Here is a 16,949-nt window from a genome sequence, read left to right as displayed (position 1 = left end):
CGCTCGCGATGGCGCGGCGGGTCAACGATGACGGGCTCTTAGCCCCTGCCAGCAGGCGCGACCAGGGTCTCGGCCCGCTCCTGTCCGGGTCCGGCCCGGTGCAGCACGCGGCCACTCTCCGCGACGATGACCGGACGCTGCCCGGCGAAGCTCACTTCAAGCACCAGTTCGGACGACCCCCGCGACACCGCGCCCCGCTGCGGGTTGGCGGCCCGGAAATCCACGATCGCCCGCACGGTGCACGACGCTCCGTCCGCGCTGCACTGGGTGCTGAAGGCGCGCGCCGCGTAGCGCCGCTCCGGCCAGCGCCGCACGAAGCCGCGCTTCTCGTCGAGCAGGGCGGCCAGGGTGGTGGGACGGCCGTAGAACCGGACGCGGGTGCCGTAGAAGCGCGGTGCGGCGCCGACCATCGCCTCGCCCGGTGCCGAGACCGCTGCAAGGTAATCCATGGCGAGCGTCTGAGCCGCCTCGACCCGGCCAGCGGGCGCGGGTTGGGCTGGAGCCTGGACCTGAGCCCGCGTCGGACCCATCGCGGGGGTGTCGGCGAGGCGCGAGCGGGGCGCATGCCGGTGACGCGGCGCGGGGCGCTCGACCTCGGCGCGCTTCGTCGCCCGCGATGGGCGAGCGGGGGTAGCGGCCGCCGCCTTGGTCGGAGCCGCCGCAGGCGCGGGCTTGGCGGGCGCCTCGGCCGTCGGCGCGGGCTTCGGTGCCGTCGGCGGCGTGCCGACGGCTTTGGATGGATCGACCTTGGGCGGATCGACCCAGGCCCGCGGATCGGCCGAGGCCGGAAGCGTCGCGAGGGGCAGCACGAGCCCGAGGGCCGTGGCGAGCGAAATCAGGGGGATGGGCGAGGCGCGCATGGGACCAGCGGGACCGCGGCAAGGGAACGGGAGGATGAAGAAGAACGCGCCCGGGTGCCGCGTGGGTTCCGGGCTGACAACAGGTCTCGCAGGCCGCCGCCCGCCGCACCAGCTGCGAATTCCGGGGATGATGGGGTTGAGTTCACACGTCTGACGCCCAAGTGCGGAAATACAACACCGGCCCACCCGGCCGGGAAGACAGGATGCGAACCCGGATGACGGCTCCTCAGACGCGACCGCACCGCCGCGTGGCCACGATCACGCGGACCGGGGGAGGTGTCCGATGAGCCAAGTGGCCAAACGGGCGCTGCTCTGCTGCAATTCCAAAGCGCGCAACGGCAACTTCTCCCTCGACGAGGTGCGCCAGATCCTGCGCGAGGGCGGCATCGAACCCGTCGATCCTCCGCAGGAGGGTGATGCCTGCGGCGCCATCCGCGCGCTGGCGGGTCAGGTCGATCTCGTCATCCTGGGCGGGGGCGACGGCACCATGAACGCCGCCGCCGAGGCGCTCGTGGAGACGGGTCTACCGCTTGCCATCCTGCCGCTCGGCACCGCCAACGACCTCGCCCGGTCCCTCGGCCTGCCGCTCGATCCCCTGGCCGCCGCGCGCTTCATCACGAAGGCGCAGCCGCAACCAGTCGATCTCGGCTGGGTCAACGGCCATTACTATTTCAACGTGGCGAGCATCGGCTTTTCGGCCGAACTCGCGGGCGAACTGACTTCCGAGGCGAAGAAGCGGTTCGGCGTCTTCGGCTACGCGGTCGCGGCCGTGCGGGTGCTGCGCCGGGTGCGCCCCTTCGGCGTCACCATCGAGCATGACGGGAAAGTCGAGAAGGTCACGACCATCCAGGTCTCCGTCGGGAACGGCCGCCATTACGGGGGCGGCATGACGGTGGAGCAGGAGGCCGCCGTCGATGACGGCAACCTCGACTTCTACAGCCTGGAGATCGCCCATTGGTGGCGGCTCCTCGCCCTGCTCCCGGCTTTGCGCCGGGGAACGCACGGCAAGGCGGCGGACGTGCGCGCCTTCAAGACCCAGGAGATCCGGCTGACGACGCGCAAGCCCCGGCCGATCAACACCGACGGCGAGTTGACGACCCACACCCCGGCCCACTTCAAGGTCATGCCGAAGATCCTGCGGATCTACGCCCCACCCGCCTCCCAGCGGAGCTGACGTTCGTGAACGACCTCATGCAGTTGGCGGCGGATCCCGCCGCCTGGGCCGCGCTCGCCACGCTCGTGGTGATGGAGGTCGTCCTCGGCATCGACAACCTGATCTTCATCTCGATCCTGACCAACAAGCTGCCGCCGGAGAATCAGGCCAGCGCACGCAGGATCGGCATCGGGCTCGCGCTCGGCCTTCGCCTCGCCCTGCTCGGGCTCGTGGCCTTCATCGTCCACCTGACGGAGCCGGTCTTCTCGATCCTCGGCCACGCCTTCTCGTGGCGGGACATCATCCTGATCGCGGGTGGCCTGTTCCTGTTGTGGAAGGCCACAAAGGAGATCCATCACACGGTCGATCCCGATCCCGTCGAGGAGGGGGGCAAGGGCGGCTCGATCGGCTTCGCGGCAGCCATCGGGCAGATCCTGCTGCTCGACCTCGTGTTCTCGATCGACTCGATCATCACCGCCGTGGGCATGACCGAGCACGTGCCGATCATGATGATCGCCGTCGTGGCGGCGGTGACGGTGATGCTGGTGGCGGCCAATCCTCTCTCGGCCTTCATCGCCAGGAACCCGACCGTGGTGATGCTGGCGCTCGGCTTCCTCATCATGATCGGCATGACGCTGATCGCGGAGGGCTTCGGCGCCCATGTGCCCAAGGGCTACATCTACACGGCCATGGCCTTCTCGGCGGGCGTGGAGGGGCTCAACATGCTCGCCCGCCGCAAGCGCCGGGGCGCTCGGGCGGGCTGAAGCGCCGTCCTACCCGACGGCGGCGCGCAGGGCCGTCGGCCGCGCCACCTCGGCATGGCCGTAGAGTCCACGGTTCTTGGTGTCGGGGACGAGGCGGTCGGTGAGGCCGATCACCGTCTCGGCGGCACCGAGCAGCAGCGCGCCGCCGGGGGCGAGGCTGTGGCCGAAGCGGGCGAGGATGTCCGACTTGGTCGGGGCATCGAAGTAGATCAGCACGTTCCTGCAGAAGATGACGTCGAAGGTGCCGAATCCCTCGAACCCATTCAGCAGGTTGAACTGGCGGAACTCCACCATCGACCGGAGGGAGGCGGCAATCTGCCATTGCTCCCCGATCTGCGTGAAGTACTTCAACAGCCACTGAACCGGCAGGCCGCGCTGAACCTCGAACTGGCTGTAGAGCCCGAGCTTGGCCTTCTCGATCACCTCGCCGGAGATGTCGGTGGCGAGCAGATCGATCTGCCAGCCAGCCAGGCGCGGGGCCGCTTCCTGGAGCAACATGGCGATCGAATAGGGCTCCTGCCCCGTCGAGGCCGCCGCGCACCAGATCCGCAGCTTCTTCCGAGCGGCGTTGCGCTGGATCGCCTGCGGCAGCACCACGTCCCGGAACATGTCGAACGGGGTGCGGTCGCGGAAGAAGAACGTCTCGTTGGTGGTCATGGCCTCGACCACCGCGCGCTCGACGTCGGCGCTATGCGGCAGCTTGAGGCTGCCGATCAGGTCGTGCAGCGTCGCGACGGCGAAGCGGCGGCAGACCGGGGCCAGACGGCTCTCGACGAGGTAGCGTTTCTCGGCGGTGAGGGCGAGGCCGGAGCGTTGCTTGAGGTAAGCCCGCAGGAATTCGAAATCGAGCTCCGTCATGCGGGTTGACCCGTAATCAGGGCGCGCAGGGCCGGTCCGATGTCCGGCAGGGGCAGGATGGCCTCCGCGAGGCCGGCGCGGGCGACGCTGCCCGGCATGCCCCACACGGTGCTCGTGGCCTCGTCCTGTGCGAGGACGGGGCCGCCCGCCTCCACCAGGGCGCGGGCGCCGTTGGTGCCGTCCGAGCCCATCCCGGTGAGGATCACCGAGGCGGTGGCGGCGCCGAAGATCGCGGCCGCGTCCTTGAACAGCACATCCACCGCCGGGCGGCAGAAATTCACGGGCGGGCCGTCATTCAGCTTGATGACCGTTCCACCCGCCACCGAGGCGAGGCCCATATGGCGTCCGCCAGGGGCGACGTAGATCCGGCCCGGCTCCAACCGCTCGTCCATCTTGCCCTCGGCGGCCAGCAGGCCGACCCGCGCGGACAGGTGCTCGGCGAACACCGCCGTGAAGACCGGCGGCATATGCTGCACGATGAGCGTCGGCACCCGCTTCAGGGCCGCGGCCCCGATTCCGGCCAGCGCTTCGCCCACGGCGCGCGGACCGCCGGTCGAGGAGCCGACGAGCAGGACGCGCGGGGTCGCGGCGCGGGCGCGGGGCCGCAGGACGACGGGAGCGGCGGGCTTCGGCGTCGGCGCGGGAGCAGCCGGAACAGGGTTCTGCGACGGTGCGGCGACGGTGCGGCGACCGCGGGCGCGGGCGGCGCCGAAGACCCGGACCCGCTCGATCAGGTCGGCGCGGAAGACATCCGACGTGGTGACGCCCCGGTTGCTCTCGGGTTTGGCGATGTAATCCACCGCACCGAGGGCGAGGCATTTCAGGGAGATGTCGGCGTTGCGGGTCGTCAGCGTCGACATCATCACGACCTGCACGGTCGGGCTCGCCGCCAGCAGGCGCGGCAAGGCCTCGGTGCCGTCGAGTTCGGGCATGTCGATGTCGAGGAGGACAACGTCCGGGTCGTGCCGGGACATCATCTCGAGTGCGATCTTGCCGTTCGACGCAGTGCCGACGAGCTGGAAGCCCGCTTCGGTGATCCAGCGGGCTACGAGCCCCCGCACCACCGCGGAATCGTCGGCGATCAGCACACGGACGGGGCTGCTGGTCGGCGAGACGGGCATGCGCGGCACCGCCGCAGCAGGACTCGAAGGCATGTTGTCCTCTCCCCCTCGCCGGATCAGACGGGGGCTCCCCGAATCCGTGAGACCGCCAATATCGACGTCGACTTGTAATGATTCAGATAAGATTCGAAGCCGACTTTGTGGAAAGCCCGACCTGCTCCAGTTTTGCGGTCAAGATATCGCGATCGAATGGCTTCATGATGTACTCGTCGGCGCCGCCACGCAGGGCGCGGGCGATGGCGCCGACATCGTTCTCGGTGGTGCAGAACACGACCTTCGGCCGCCGCCCCTCTTCGCTCTGCCGCAGTTCCTGCAGGAAGGCGAAGCCGTCGCGGTTCGGCATGTTCCAGTCGAGCAGGATTACGTCCGGCATGGAGGCGGCGCAGAGGTCGAGGGCGCTGTCGCCGTCCTCGGCCTCGATCACCGCGTAACCGATATCCTCAATGATCCGCCGCGCGACCTTCCGGATCACGGCGGAATCATCGACGACGAGGCAGGTCGTCTCGCGCAGGCTCATCGGGGCTTCCTCACGCCGCCTCGGCGCCACGGGCGCCCTTGGAACCGAAATTCAGCAGGGCATCCACGTCGAGGATGACGAGGAGACGTCCGTCCAGCCGGTGAACGCAGGTCGTCAGGTCGCGCCAGCGGGAATCGAGGTTGATCGGCACGGCCTCGCGGGTGTCGCCGTTGAGCTTCAGCACCTCGCCGACCCCGTCCACGATCAGGGCGAAGGTCTCGCCACCCTGCTCCAGGCCGATCGCCATGCCGCGATCGTTCCCGGTGGCCTCGCCGTCCGCCCGGGGGGCGGCGGCGGCCATGCCGAGGCGGCGGCGCAGGCAGAGCGCCGTCACCACCCGACCACGCAGGTTCAGGAGACCGACGATCTCCGGCGGGGCCAGGGGGACCGGCGTCACGCCCGAGGGCACGAACACATCATGGACCCGCTCGATGGCGAGGCCGAACAGGACCCCGTCGACATGGACCGTGACGAAGTCCTCGGTCGGACCCGTCTCGGTGCCGTTGGCGTTGGCAGCCTTCATTTCACGCACTCCGGCAAACGCTTGATCCGATCCACTCAGGCCGCCTGGGCCACATCGTCCTGGGCGGAGGCATCGATCTCGCCGAGGGCGGCCACGAGGCCGCTCCGGTCGAACTTGGCGACGAGGTCGGTGATCGCGAGGGCGCGGGCGCGCTCCAGGGCCTCGGCACCGACCGTGCCGGTCAGGCCGATCACCGGCATGGCGGCGAGGCGCTCGCCGCCCTTGCGCATCGCGCTGACGAGGTCGAAGCCGCTGCGGCCGGGCATGTCGAGGTCGGTGACGACGACCGAGATGCGCTGGTCGGCCTGAAGGGTGGCGAGCGCCTGCTCGGCGCTGCCCGCCGTGACGACCTGGAAGCCCGCCGCCTTGAGCACGGGCGAGAGCATGTCGCGGAAGAAGGCCGAGTCATCGACGAGGAGCAGGGTTTCGGCCTGCTTCTGCACCTTGCGCGGGCCCCGCGCCCAGTCGTCGTAGGCCATGGGCAGGAAGTGGGCGATGTTGATGATGTCCGTCGCCCGGCCGCGCAGCACGGCGGAGCCGATCAGGTCGGACCGGTCGGCGGAGATCTCGATGTCGAGGCGCTCCTCCACGATGTCGACGATCTCGTCCACGACGAGGCCCATGGCCCGCTCGCCATCCGAGAACACCACCAGCGCCTGACGGCCCTCGGACTTGATCGCGATGCCGTCGTCGGCCGGAACCAGCGGCATCAGGCGGCCGCGGTACTGGATGAGCGGACGCCCGCCCAGCCACTCGACCTTCTCGCCCTCGATCTCCTCAAGGCGCGTGACGAGCGACAGCGGCACGGCCTTGAAGCCGCCCCCGCCGCCCTTGAACACGAGCAGCGTGGTGGTCGCCTCGGTGGCTTCCGCCGACTCGGCCTCGGCCTCGGCCGGACCGGCGCTGGCCTGCGTGCCCTGGGCGACCTGGTTGGCGACACCGTTCGGGTCCACGATCAGGACCACGGCGCCGTCGCCGAGGATGGTGTTGCCCGCGAAGAGCGGGATATGCCGCAGCTTGGCCGACATCGGCTTCACCACGATCTCCTCGGTGTGGAACACCTCGTCCACGAGGATACCGAAGCGCTGACGGCCGACCTGAGCCACCACCACGAAGCCGGTGGCCTCGGCTGCCTTCTCGGCGCCGAGAAGGCCCGAGAGGGAAACGATCGGCAGCAGCCGCTCGCGCAGGCGCAGGACCGGCGACCCGTTGATGTGCTCCACGGCCTGCGCGCCCGCGCCGACCCGCACCAGTTCCAGCACCGCCACCTGCGGAAGGGCGAAGCGGTTCTCGCCCGCCCGGACGATGAGCGCGGCGACGATGGCCAGCGTCAGCGGGATCTTGATCGTGAAGACGGTGCCCTTGCCCGCCTGGGTCGCGATGTCGATGACGCCGCCGATCGTCTCGATATTGGTCTTCACCACGTCCATGCCGACGCCGCGGCCCGAGACGGAGGTGACCGCCGCCGCCGTGGAGAACCCGGCGTGGAAGATGAACTTCGCGACCTGCGCGTCGGTCATGCGATCGATGTCGGCTTGGCTGGCGAGGCCACGCTCCACCGCCTTGCGGCGGATGGCGGCGAGGTCGAGGCCCTTGCCGTCGTCGGCGATCTCGATGGTGATTGTGCCGCCTTCGTGGAAGGCCGAGAGTCGGATCGTGCCACGGGCGGGCTTGCCGGAGGCGACACGCTGCGCGGTGGATTCGAGGCCGTGGTCCGCCGAGTTGCGGACCATGTGGGTGAGCGGATCCTTGATGACCTCCAGGACCTGCCGGTCCAGTTCGGTCTCGGCGCCCTGCATCACCAATTCGATCTGCTTACCGAGTTCGGCCGACAGATCGCGCACCACGCGGGGCAGCTTCTGCCACGCATTGCCGATGGGCTGCATGCGCGTCTTCATGACGCCTTCCTGCAGTTCGGCCGTGACGTGCGACAGGCGCTGCAGGGGGACCTTGTAGGCGGAATCCTCGTGGCGCCGGGCGATCTCGAGAAGCTGGTTGCGGGTCAGCACCAGTTCCGAGACCATTGTCATCAGGTGCTCGAGGGTGTCGACGTTCACCCGGATCGTCTGCACCTTGTTGTGATTCTGCTCGCCCTCCGGCGCAGCGGCGGCGGGAGCCTCGGGCTTGGCCGCTTCGGCCTTGGGAGCCTCGACCTTGGGAGCCTCGGGAACTACGGCCTTCGGCGGCTCCTTCGCGGCCAGGGCAGGCGCGGGGGCGGGCGCGGCCTCGACCGGCGGCGGCGGCGCGAATTCGAACTCGTCCGGCCCGGGAGCGGCAAGGAAGGCGGCTTCGAGATCGTCCAGCGAGACTTCGCCGGGCTTGAGCTCGCGCACCACCGGATCGGGCAGCACGATCTCCGGCACGACGGGCGCGGGTTCCGGCGCCCCGCCACCCTCGGACATGCGCTCCAAGGCTTCGATCAAGTCGGAATCGGACCCGGTCGGCTCGGTGCCGGACGCTTCGAGATCGGCCAGGATCGCCTTCAGGCGATCCAGCGTCGCGAGGATGAGGGTGACGCTCGCGGAAGTGGCCGGCATCCCGTCACGGAAGCGGCCCATCAGGGTCTCGGCGGCATGCGCCAGGGCTTCGAGACGCGGCAGGCCCAGGAAGCCGCAGGTGCCCTTGATGGTGTGAACGAGGCGGAAGATGTTCCGCAGGATCGTCTCGTTGTTCGGGTCCTGCTCGAACCGAACGAGCTCCGTATCGACCGTGTCGAGATGCTCGGCGCTCTCGGTCAGAAACTCACGAAGCAGGTCGTCCATCGCCGATACTCGTTACGTGCGAAAGGTCTCGCATCGGCAATCATGACGGAGGGGCGTTATCGAACAGTTGCGCCCCTCACCGCTTTCAGAACTAATCCGGCACAATCAAGCGAGTTCGGTGCCAGAATTCCCAGCATCCTCGACCGAGGGTTGTTCAGTCATCGACGGCTCTGCCGTCACCGTCACTTCGTCGCCCTCGATGGCGAATCGCACATCCATCTTGGCCGCGCGGGCCACGAGGCCGGCGTAGAAGGGCAGGATGCCGTGAGCGTCGACGGTGCCGCTCTCGGGCTCGCCCGCGATCAGCTCCACGACATGCGGCGGGATGCGCGCATGCGAGCCCTTGGCCTTCAACACGAAGGTCGGCGCCTCGCCGTCGCCGGTGATGGTCACGTCGATGAGGCCGCCGCGCGGGATGGCCGAGGTCGTCACCATCACGAGGTTGAGGATGAGCTTCACCTTGTTCTTCGGGAAGAGGGCCTGCGGCGCGCGCCACTCGAGCTTGGTCTTCTCGTCGGCGAACATGCCCTTGGCCACGCTCTCGGCGTCGGCGAGGTCGATCGAGGCGCCCGCCGAACCCGCCGCCCCGAAGGCGATGCGGGCGAACTTGAGCCGGGCCGAGGCCTGACGGGCGCTCTTGCCGATGAGTTCGAGCGCGAATTCGCGCATCGATTCATCCTGGTCGTCCTCCAGCACCTCCAGCCCGTTCACGATGGCGCCGACCGGGCTGATCACGTCGTGGCAAACCCGCGAGCAGAGCAGGGCGGCGAGGTCCAGGCCATCGAGGGTGAGGGTGGGCATCGGGAACTCCGGGGCGGTACGCGTCTGAATGCGCGGGAATGCCAAAAGCCCAGGCCCAGGCGGCGGAACCGGCGGGCAAGGCAGTGCGCACGGATAGACGCCGCATGTCCCTTTGCAAAGCGTTAACCCGGCCGGGCGAGTCGGCCCTGGAGCGCGTTCCGGCGAAGTGGATACCGGTTCGTCGCAAGAATGCGCGTCACGACAAAGAGCGAGAGCCGCCGGCCTGATGGAATCAGACCGGATACGGCTCGAGGGTGCCGCGACAGAAGCGGAATCGACATCCGCCCCCGGCTGGGGCATCCAGGATTTGGGAGGAACGCTTCGTCATGAACGATGCGGCGGCAGTGACCGGAGCCGAGGCCGGGCGGATCGCGGAAACGCTCGCTGAGATCGCCTGCGCGGCCGGAACGGTGCTCCGCCACTGGCACGGCGGTAACTGCCCCCATGTCCTGAAGCCCGACGGATCTCCTGCCAGTGCGGCTGACCTCGAATCCGAGGCACTGATCCTCAAGGCCCTGACCACGCGCTTTCCCGGCATCCCCATCGTCGCGGAGGAGAGCAGCGGCGACCGGGCGGCGGGAGACCTGTTCTTCCTCGTCGATCCTCTCGACGGCACCCGCGACTTCCTGGCCGGCACGCCGCATTATTCCGTCAACATCGCCCTCGTGTCGGAGGGGCGGCCCATCGCGGCGGCGCTCGCCGCGCCGGGCCTGGACCGTGTGTGGTTCTCCGGGCACGACGCCTTCGAGGCGCCGATCATCGACGGCCGCCCCGGCGCGGCGCAACCGGTGCGAGCCCGCAAGGCCCCGGAAGCGGGCCTTCTGGCACTGGGCAGCCGCCGCCACGGCGACGCGGAGACCACCGCCTGCCTCGCCACCCTGCCGGTGATGGAGGTCCGCACCTCCGGTTCGGCGCTCAAGTTCGGGCTGATCGCCGCGGGCGAGGCCGACATCTACGTCCGCTGCGGCCCCACCATGGAATGGGACACGGCGGCGGGCGACGCGATCCTCACGGCGGCCGGGGGCTGCGTCGTTGCTGCCGCGGGCGGGCCGATCCGCTACGGACGCGTCGCGGACGGCTATCGCAACGGCCCCTTCGCGGCCCTCGGCGACCCGGCGCTCGCGGACGACCTCGTCCTGACGGGATCGCCCGCCTGCACCATGCCGATCAGCGCGCCCCGGACCTGACGTCGTCGGGATCGTCGAGCAGGCGGGTCAGGCCCGGCCAGATCGCCTCGGCCTGCCGGGCGAGGGCTGGATCCTCGACAAAGCGCTGCCGCCGCGTCGCATCCCGGAACATGTAGAGACGCCCGTCGAGGATCGCGAACACGGTCGGGTCGGCCTCCACGAGACGCCGATCGAGAATTCCGGCCGCGTCGAAGCCGCCGAGGCGCGGCAGGTAGACCGTGGGGTCGCGTTGGAACGCCGCCCGGTTCGCCTCCAGGGCAAAGCGCCAGACCCGTCCGTTCCAGGGAAGCTCGAACCGGCCCGAGCCTCCGCGCGGCCCGTCCGGCATGAAGTAGCTCACCGGGTCGTAGCCATTGAGGGCCAGCCCCTCGATCCGCGTCGTCTGGCCGCGCGCGGCTGGGGCCGCCAGAAGGAGGAGACCGGCGAGCCCGCCCGCCAGAAGTCGCCGCCGCGATCCATCGCGGTCACCTCCCGTTAACCCCGTCTTGCGATTCTGGCTCAATGCTGGACCCGCTCCAGGCCTCGTGATCGCCCGTTGCCGCACATCCCGCCTGAGGAGGCAAGGGTGTGTCGGCGCAAGGGTTGGCCGGGGCTGCGAAGGGGGCGCGGCCACGCCCATCGGCGGAGGAAACTCCATGACGTCTTCGTTCCCGACCGGCCTTCCGAGGCGGCAGGTTCTGCGGGCCGGGCTCGGCCTCGCGGTCGGCGCCCCTGCCATCGTCCAGGCCCTGCCCGCCCAGGCGGGCCGGTTGCCGCCCAATGCGGACCCCGAAACCTTCCGCGCCGAGGAACTGGTCGAATCCGGACACCGCTTCTTCGGCACGGTGTCGCGGGGGCTCGCCCTCGCCGTCGAGGAGGCGGGCCGCCGCTGGGGCCAGCCGAACGGCTACATCCTCGGCCAGGAGGGCTCCGGCGCCTTCGTCGCGGGCCTGCGCTACGGTGAGGGCGCATTCTACACCCGCAATTCCGGCCAGCAGCGGATCTACTGGCAGGGTCCCTCCCTCGGCTTCGACGTGGGCGGCGATGGCGCGCGCACGATGATGCTGATCTACAATCTCCCCTCGACGCGCGCGCTGTTCCGCCGCTTCGGCGGCATCGACGGCTCGGCCTATTTCATCGGCGGCTTCGGCTTCACGGCGGTGACCGACGGTCGCATCGTGGTGGTGCCGATCCGTAGCGGCGTCGGCGCGCGGCTCGGCGTCAATGTCGGGTACCTCAAGTTCACGCCGCAGGCGACGTGGAACCCGTTCTGAGGGTAGGCGGCGGCTCGGGTGCCTGCATGACGGGCTCGGACTTGCTTGAGACTTGCGCTAGAAGCCCAATGTGAGCAGGGCCGGACCGGCCGGCTGGGGACGCGAGCGGTTCCTCTTGATCGAGACGGCGATGATCTTCGCGCTGGGGTTCCTGGTCGCGAGCCTGCTGGGCCTCCTCGTCCTACCGGCGGTGAATGCGCGTGCCGCGCGCCTCGCCCGCCGCAAGGCCGAGGCGCGCCTGCCCCTGTCCCCCAGCGAGATCGCGGCCGAGCGGGATTTCCTGCGCGCGCAATTCGCGGTGCGCGAGCGGCGGCTCGAACGGGCGGTCGAGGCGGCACGGGCAAAGCGGCACGCGGACATGGCGGCCATCGGCGCCGGGACGATGAAGATCGCAAGCCTCGGCCGCGATCTGGAATCGCTGGAGGCACAGCTCGCCGAGGTACGCGCCCTCAACGGCAGCCTCGAGACGGCCCTCTCCCGCTCGCGGGAGGACGGTACGGCGAGCCTCGCCACCCTCAATGCACTGGAGGCGGCCCATGCCGACCTGCTGGACAGCCTCCTCGCCCTGCGGCGCGGGACCGGCGCGGCAGACATCGCCGCCGAGCGGGACGCCCTCCGGGCGAGCCTGATCGCGGCGGAGCAGGCCCTGGCGGCTGGCTCCGGTCACGACGAGACGGTCGAGCGTGAGAACGCGGATCTGCGCCGCCGTATCACCGAGGTGGCCGATGCCCTGACCGGGCAGGCCCGTCTTCCCAAGGCGGGCGCCTTCGCGGTTCAGGAGCCTGTACCGGAACGGGTCTGACACCATGCAACCGCTCACGCCGTGGGCGGACGCCACGGCGTTGCGATGCCGATTTCGCGAGGGTCGCCATGTTTCGACCACGCGAAGGCATCATCGCAGCGCCACACCTTCGAAGACGAGCACACGGAAAGCGTACTCATGCGCCTGAAGCATATCGTTACCGCCGCGGTCGCGGCGCTCGCCCTGACCCTCCCGGCCGCCGCCCAGCAATCCAAGCGCGGCAACGAGACGCTCAAGAAGTACTGCACGGGCGACTACCTCTCCTATTGCGGCAACCTTGCCCCCGATGATCCGGCCACGGATGCCTGCATGCAGAAGAACTGGAAGCAGCTCTCGGAGAATTGCCGCCGGGCGATCGACGCCTACGAGGCGCAGCAAGGCAGCGGCAAGCGCGAGGGTTCGCAGGGCGGTCGCGACAAGCGCGGCTGAGACCGGCCGCGCCGGGCGACGCGGCTGTTGCCGATCAGCGCTCGCCCGCCGCCGCCGCAACGGCTAAGGTAAGGCTCCGGCCGGGCATCGTGCCCGCCGGGGACCGCTGGACCCGCGCGAGATGCTGCCCCGTTCCGCCCTTCAGATTCTGACCGTCGCCGCGATGGCGGCGCTGGCGCTCGCCGGTTGTGGCCGCCGGGGCTCGCTGGAGCCCCCGCCTACGGCCGCCCCCGCCGCATCGACGGCCCCCGCCGGCAACGCCGCCGCCGTGAAGACCGCCCGCATCCTGCCCGGCAGCATCGGGCTCGGTGGCGGGCAGGCGGAGCCGGATCCCGAGGCCGTACGCGCGGGCGACGAACTCCCCTCCTCGGCGACCCCGCCCTCCGGCACGGAGGCCCCCGTCCAGACGACGAAGGGCGCCAAGCGCGGCTACCGGATTCCCAAGGAGCCTTTCATTCTCGACCCGCTGCTGTAGACGGGCCTCGAACGACGCAGCGACGGCGACAGGCGCGATGCACCACTTCCATTACAGGAACGGCCGCCTCCACGCGGAGGAGGTCGATCTCGCGCGGCTCGCGGACGAGGTTCGCACGCCGTTCTATTGCTACAGCACTGCCACGCTGGAGCGGCATTACCGCGTCTTCGCCGATGCCTTCGCGCAGGACAATGCGCTGGTCTGCTTCGCCATGAAGGCGAACTCGAACCAGGCGGTACTGGCCACCCTCGGCAGCCTTGGCGCGGGGATGGACATTGTCTCCGGCGGCGAGCTCGCCCGCGCGCTGGCGGCGGGGATCGATCCGCGGAAGATCGTGTTCTCCGGCGTGGGCAAGACCCGCGAGGAAATGGCCGCCGCGCTCCGCGCGGGCATCCTGTGCTTCAATGTGGAGAGCGAGCCCGAGTTGGCGCAGCTCTCCGAAGTCGCCACCAGCCTCGGTGCGACGGCGCCGGTTTCGGTGCGCGTGAATCCCGACGTCGATGCGCTGACCCACGCCAAGATCTCGACCGGCACCTACGAGAACAAGTTCGGCATCCCGATCACCCGCGCCCGAGAGGTCTATGCACGGGCCGCCGCCTTGCCCGGCCTCGCCGTGCATGGGATCGACATGCATATCGGCAGCCAGATCACCGATCTGACGCCATTCTCGAACGCCGCCGCGCGGCTCTGTGGCCTTGCGCGCGAACTGATGGCCGATGGGCATGCCCTACAGCACATCGATTTCGGCGGTGGGCTGGGCATCCCCTATCGCGACGACAACGCCCCTCCCCCCGATCCGGCGGCGCTGGCGGCAACACTACGCCCGCATTTCGCCCCGCTCGGCCTGCGGCCGGTCTTCGAGATCGGCCGGATGATCGCGGGTAATGCCGGGATCCTCGTCACCAAGGTGCTCTACGTGAAGCACGGCGAGGGCCGGACCTTCGTGATCGTGGATGGGGCGATGAACGACCTGATCCGCCCGACTCTCTACGACGCGTTCCACGCCCTGCGTCCGGTGGACGAGCCGACGGCCGATGCGCCCCGCCTCGTCGCCGACGTCGTGGGTCCCGTCTGCGAGAGCGGCGACTATTTCGCCAAGGGGCGCGAGATGCCCGAACCGAAGCCCGGCGATCTGATCGCCGTGATGAGCGCGGGCGCCTACGGCGCCGTTCAGGCGGGCACCTACAACACGCGCCCCCTGGTGCCGGAGGTGCTGGTGCGCGGGTCCGAGGCAGCGGTCGTACGGCCGAGGCAGGAGGTCGAGGCGCTCATCGCCCTCGACCGCATGCCCGGCTGGCTCGGCTGAACCAGCCGGACCCGGGCTTCGAGACCGCCGTGCTCCCTCTCTCCGTCTTCATCATCGCGCGCAACGAGGCGGACCGGATCGGCGCCACGATCCGCGCCGTGCGCGACCTAACCGACGATCTGATCGTAGTCGATTCGGGTTCGACGGACGGGACGCAAGCGCTCGCCGAGTCGCTCGGCGCGCGGGTGATCCACAACGAGTGGCCGGGCTACGGGCAGCAGAAGCGTTTCGCGGAGGAGCAGTGTCGCCACACGTGGCTCCTGAACCTCGACGCGGACGAGGTGGTGCCCCCGACGCTCGTCGCCGAGATCCGAGCCCTGTTCGCGAAGGGCGAACCGCCGCATCCGGCGTGGCGCATTGGCATCGCGGAGATTTTCCCCGGCGAGGCCAAGCCTCACCCCTTCGCCTACACGCTGCATCCCGTGCGTCTCTACCGAAAGGATCGTGGGCGCTACTCACCCTCACCCGTCCATGACCGGGTGGATCTCGACGCGGGCGCGACGGCGGGCCGCCTGCGGGCCAAGATCCACCATTTCTCGGTGCGATCGCTTGGTGATCAGCTCGACAAGTTGAACCGCTATTCGGACCAGCAGGCGGACGATCTCGAGGCGCGGGGGGTCGTAATCCCGACATGGCGGGTCTTCGTGGAGCTGCCTGGCAACTTCCTGAAGGCCTATCTCGGCCGCCGCCACTTCGCCCGCGGCACCTACGGTTTCCTGACCGCGATGAACTACGCGATGTCCCGCCACCTGCGGATCGCCAAGCATTACGAACGCCGCCGCCTCGCGACACAGCGAGATCGTCTTGACCGCCCCGGCCGGACGTCCTAGAGCCGTTTTGCCGGAGACGTGGCCGAGAGGCTGAAGGCACTCGTTTGCTAAATGAGCATACCCTTAATCGGGTATCGAGGGTTCGAATCCCTCCGTCTCCGCCACTACCCCTCTAACTATTTGCAACAACGGAATCTTTTTGATTCCGTGGGCTTCTGAGACCGCTCCTGCTACGAAGGAGTTGTAGCGCGCAAAATCGAATGGCACGGCGCGCAGGTTCGGATGTCATCACCTCGCAGCGCCTGCCGGCAGTCTTGAAGCGCGCTTGAACCGCCGCGCTCACTGGCCCTTCCGTCCCTTGCTGTCCTCGCCTGCGCCCACGTTCACCGTGGTCAGGAAGCCGCCCGACACGGTCATCACCTTCTCCACCGTCTCGGCCTTCCAGCGGCCGTCGATGAAGCCGCCGAAGCCCGTGGCGATCACCGGGGCCTCGGCGCGGGCGTGCGGGAGGCCGGGGCTCTCGAAATAGCCCGAGCCACTGTTGTGGCCCCGCTCGTAGGCGTTCGCCTGCGCCGCCTCGCGGGCCTCGATCTCGGATCGGAACGGATGCGGCAGCACCACGATCGGGCCATCCCGGCCCGTCTTCACCTTCTCGAGCTTGCGCCGCCCGGTCTTGTCGTCCTGCCAGCTCGCCGCCACGCTGCCCGCCTCCGGCCGGGGCTCGATGTCGATGTCGTAGGAGAAGCCGCGTCGGCGCTGGATCAGGATCGGCGCCAGCTCCCGCCCCGTGCCGGTCTTGCCCGCCCCGCGCTTCATCGCCACCAGCTTGCCGCCCGCCGGCTTCATGGTGGCGCCCAGCTCGTCCGCCACCTCGTTCAGGAAGTCGATCGGGCTCTGGTCCCAGCGCAGGCGGTAGCCGAGCTTCACCGTGTCCAGGGCCGGATCGACCACCGCCGACAGGCCCGCTCGCTGCGCTTCCTTGCGCAGCACCTCCCCGAACGTCGTGCCCTCGTCGTAGTGCTGACGGCCCGACGCCTTCAGATCGTCCACGAAGTCGGCCGCCTTGAAGTCGAGGCTGATCCGGTCGCCTTCCTCCGGCGCGCCGCGCGCATTCGCCTTCTGGAACGAGAAGCGGCCCTGGTGGACGAGCCCCTCGTCCGCCCAGCCCATGTAGATGTCGAATTCCTCGTCGCGCTTCGGGATGCCGAACCGGCCCGGCGGCCCCAGGCACAGGATCGTCGCCTTGTCGCTCTCCTGACCGGCATTGTCGGTGACCTTCACCTCCAGCCAGATGCCCTTGAGGCGGCCCATCAGGTCGAGGCCGGAGCCGTTGACGACGGCGAGTTGCGGGCGGCGCCACATGCGGCC

The 16,949-nt window shown here is 69.4% G+C and carries 18 protein-coding genes and 1 tRNA gene; 10 read left to right on the top strand and 9 right to left on the bottom strand.

The features are described 5' to 3' along the window. Positions 1 to 38: 38 nt before the first annotated feature. Positions 39 to 860, bottom strand: coding sequence for a hypothetical protein (locus J4O73_RS09005; RefSeq protein WP_426216550.1), 822 nt, complete (start codon positions 858 to 860; stop codon positions 39 to 41). A 283-nt stretch (positions 861 to 1,143) separates the two neighbouring features. Between J4O73_RS09005 and J4O73_RS09000 the strand changes: the two genes are divergently transcribed. Together J4O73_RS09000 and J4O73_RS08995 are read left to right on the top strand one after the other, a co-directional pair. After that, positions 1,144 to 2,034, top strand: a complete 891-nt coding sequence (locus J4O73_RS09000; RefSeq protein ID WP_426216548.1) for a lipid kinase — start codon at positions 1,144 to 1,146, stop codon at positions 2,032 to 2,034. A gap of 5 nt (positions 2,035 to 2,039) precedes the next feature. After that, the gene (locus tag J4O73_RS08995) at positions 2,040 to 2,777 is read left to right on the top strand and encodes a TerC family protein (RefSeq protein WP_426216546.1); all 738 of its coding nucleotides are present in this window, start codon (positions 2,040 to 2,042) and stop codon (positions 2,775 to 2,777) included. Positions 2,778 to 2,786: 9 nt separating this feature from the next. Here J4O73_RS08995 and J4O73_RS08990 read toward each other — a convergent pair whose 3' ends face one another. The 6 genes from J4O73_RS08990 to chpT form a co-directional block, all read right to left on the bottom strand. Then, on the bottom strand, positions 2,787 to 3,635 hold the full coding sequence (locus J4O73_RS08990) for a CheR family methyltransferase (protein WP_426216544.1): 849 nt from the start codon (positions 3,633 to 3,635) through the stop codon (positions 2,787 to 2,789). Further along, a complete protein-coding gene (cheB, locus tag J4O73_RS08985; protein ID WP_426216542.1) occupies positions 3,632 to 4,789 on the bottom strand; it encodes a chemotaxis-specific protein-glutamate methyltransferase CheB in 1,158 nt (385 codons plus the stop codon). Before cheB ends, J4O73_RS08990 begins: the two co-directional genes overlap by 4 nt. Before the next feature lie 82 nt (positions 4,790 to 4,871). Continuing rightward, a complete protein-coding gene (locus J4O73_RS08980; protein WP_378967330.1) occupies positions 4,872 to 5,273 on the bottom strand; it encodes a response regulator in 402 nt (133 codons plus the stop codon). Positions 5,274 to 5,283: 10 nt separating this feature from the next. After that, complete coding sequence (locus tag J4O73_RS08975) at positions 5,284 to 5,796, bottom strand: chemotaxis protein CheW (RefSeq protein WP_378967332.1); 513 nt, start codon at positions 5,794 to 5,796, stop codon at positions 5,284 to 5,286. Positions 5,797 to 5,831: 35 nt separating this feature from the next. Continuing rightward, a complete protein-coding gene (locus tag J4O73_RS08970) occupies positions 5,832 to 8,558 on the bottom strand; it encodes a hybrid sensor histidine kinase/response regulator (protein ID WP_426216539.1) in 2,727 nt (908 codons plus the stop codon). Between the two features lie 105 nt (positions 8,559 to 8,663). After that, entirely contained in the window at positions 8,664 to 9,359 is a 696-nt protein-coding gene (gene chpT / locus J4O73_RS08965; protein ID WP_378967337.1) for a histidine phosphotransferase ChpT, read from the bottom strand. A 326-nt stretch (positions 9,360 to 9,685) separates the two neighbouring features. Here chpT and J4O73_RS08960 point away from each other — a divergent pair, with 326 nt between their 5' ends. Next, positions 9,686 to 10,546, top strand: coding sequence for a 3'(2'),5'-bisphosphate nucleotidase CysQ family protein (locus tag J4O73_RS08960; protein WP_426216536.1), 861 nt, complete (start codon positions 9,686 to 9,688; stop codon positions 10,544 to 10,546). On the opposite strand, the gene J4O73_RS08955 is transcribed toward J4O73_RS08960, so the two are convergent. Further along, the gene (locus J4O73_RS08955) at positions 10,527 to 11,048 is read right to left on the bottom strand and encodes a YHS domain-containing (seleno)protein (protein WP_426216535.1); all 522 of its coding nucleotides are present in this window, start codon (positions 11,046 to 11,048) and stop codon (positions 10,527 to 10,529) included. The genes J4O73_RS08960 and J4O73_RS08955 overlap by 20 nt on opposite strands. Positions 11,049 to 11,181: 133 nt before the next feature. On the opposite strand from J4O73_RS08955, the gene J4O73_RS08950 reads away from it, so the two are divergent. The 7 genes from J4O73_RS08950 to J4O73_RS08920 all read left to right on the top strand — a co-directional run bounded on the left by J4O73_RS08950 (position 11,182) and on the right by J4O73_RS08920 (position 15,745). Then, the gene (locus J4O73_RS08950; RefSeq protein ID WP_426216533.1) at positions 11,182 to 11,799 is read left to right on the top strand and encodes a DUF1134 domain-containing protein; all 618 of its coding nucleotides are present in this window, start codon (positions 11,182 to 11,184) and stop codon (positions 11,797 to 11,799) included. Between the two features lie 130 nt (positions 11,800 to 11,929). Further along, positions 11,930 to 12,601, top strand: a complete 672-nt coding sequence (locus J4O73_RS08945; RefSeq protein ID WP_426216877.1) for a hypothetical protein — start codon at positions 11,930 to 11,932, stop codon at positions 12,599 to 12,601. Between the two features lie 138 nt (positions 12,602 to 12,739). Next, on the top strand, positions 12,740 to 13,030 hold the full coding sequence (locus tag J4O73_RS08940; RefSeq protein WP_378967348.1) for a 3',5'-cyclic-nucleotide phosphodiesterase: 291 nt from the start codon (positions 12,740 to 12,742) through the stop codon (positions 13,028 to 13,030). 121 nt (positions 13,031 to 13,151) lie between these two features. Continuing rightward, on the top strand, positions 13,152 to 13,505 hold the full coding sequence (gene lptM / locus J4O73_RS08935; RefSeq protein ID WP_426216531.1) for an LPS translocon maturation chaperone LptM: 354 nt from the start codon (positions 13,152 to 13,154) through the stop codon (positions 13,503 to 13,505). A gap of 37 nt (positions 13,506 to 13,542) precedes the next feature. Then, positions 13,543 to 14,811, top strand: coding sequence for a diaminopimelate decarboxylase (gene lysA, locus J4O73_RS08930; RefSeq protein ID WP_426216529.1), 1,269 nt, complete (start codon positions 13,543 to 13,545; stop codon positions 14,809 to 14,811). A 29-nt stretch (positions 14,812 to 14,840) separates the two neighbouring features. Next, the gene (locus tag J4O73_RS08925) at positions 14,841 to 15,641 is read left to right on the top strand and encodes a glycosyltransferase family 2 protein (RefSeq protein ID WP_426216527.1); all 801 of its coding nucleotides are present in this window, start codon (positions 14,841 to 14,843) and stop codon (positions 15,639 to 15,641) included. A 12-nt stretch (positions 15,642 to 15,653) separates the two neighbouring features. After that, positions 15,654 to 15,745, top strand: a tRNA-Ser gene (locus J4O73_RS08920). Between the two features lie 175 nt (positions 15,746 to 15,920). On the opposite strand, the gene J4O73_RS08915 is transcribed toward J4O73_RS08920, so the two are convergent. Further along, complete coding sequence (locus J4O73_RS08915; RefSeq protein ID WP_426216525.1) at positions 15,921 to 16,943, bottom strand: phage late control D family protein; 1,023 nt, start codon at positions 16,941 to 16,943, stop codon at positions 15,921 to 15,923. Positions 16,944 to 16,949: the final 6 nt, after the last annotated feature.

It is taken from the genome of Methylobacterium sp. NFXW15, assembly GCF_049887755.1.
GTDB lineage: Bacteria > Pseudomonadota > Alphaproteobacteria > Rhizobiales > Beijerinckiaceae > Methylobacterium.
The sequence above is the reverse complement of the archived record's forward strand: the minus strand, read 5'-3'. Positions and strand labels throughout refer to the sequence as shown.

Coding starts and splice junctions, on each gene's coding strand:
- J4O73_RS08940 (WP_378967348.1), top strand. CDS start 12,740: ATGCGCCTGAAGCATATCGTTACCGCCGCGGTCGCGGCGCTCGCCCTG.
- chpT (WP_378967337.1), bottom strand. CDS start 9,359: ATGCCCACCCTCACCCTCGATGGCCTGGACCTCGCCGCCCTGCTCTGC.
- J4O73_RS08960 (WP_426216536.1), top strand. CDS start 9,686: ATGAACGATGCGGCGGCAGTGACCGGAGCCGAGGCCGGGCGGATCGCG.
- lptM (WP_426216531.1), top strand. CDS start 13,152: ATGCTGCCCCGTTCCGCCCTTCAGATTCTGACCGTCGCCGCGATGGCG.
- J4O73_RS08990 (WP_426216544.1), bottom strand. CDS start 3,635: ATGACGGAGCTCGATTTCGAATTCCTGCGGGCTTACCTCAAGCAACGC.
- J4O73_RS08980 (WP_378967330.1), bottom strand. CDS start 5,273: ATGAGCCTGCGCGAGACGACCTGCCTCGTCGTCGATGATTCCGCCGTG.
- lysA (WP_426216529.1), top strand. CDS start 13,543: ATGCACCACTTCCATTACAGGAACGGCCGCCTCCACGCGGAGGAGGTC.
- J4O73_RS08975 (WP_378967332.1), bottom strand. CDS start 5,796: ATGAAGGCTGCCAACGCCAACGGCACCGAGACGGGTCCGACCGAGGAC.
- J4O73_RS08970 (WP_426216539.1), bottom strand. CDS start 8,558: ATGGACGACCTGCTTCGTGAGTTTCTGACCGAGAGCGCCGAGCATCTC.
- J4O73_RS08950 (WP_426216533.1), top strand. CDS start 11,182: ATGACGTCTTCGTTCCCGACCGGCCTTCCGAGGCGGCAGGTTCTGCGG.
- J4O73_RS08945 (WP_426216877.1), top strand. CDS start 11,930: ATGATCTTCGCGCTGGGGTTCCTGGTCGCGAGCCTGCTGGGCCTCCTC.
- J4O73_RS08915 (WP_426216525.1), bottom strand. CDS start 16,943: ATGTGGCGCCGCCCGCAACTCGCCGTCGTCAACGGCTCCGGCCTCGAC.
- cheB (WP_426216542.1), bottom strand. CDS start 4,789: ATGCCTTCGAGTCCTGCTGCGGCGGTGCCGCGCATGCCCGTCTCGCCG.
- J4O73_RS09000 (WP_426216548.1), top strand. CDS start 1,144: ATGAGCCAAGTGGCCAAACGGGCGCTGCTCTGCTGCAATTCCAAAGCG.
- J4O73_RS09005 (WP_426216550.1), bottom strand. CDS start 860: ATGCGCGCCTCGCCCATCCCCCTGATTTCGCTCGCCACGGCCCTCGGG.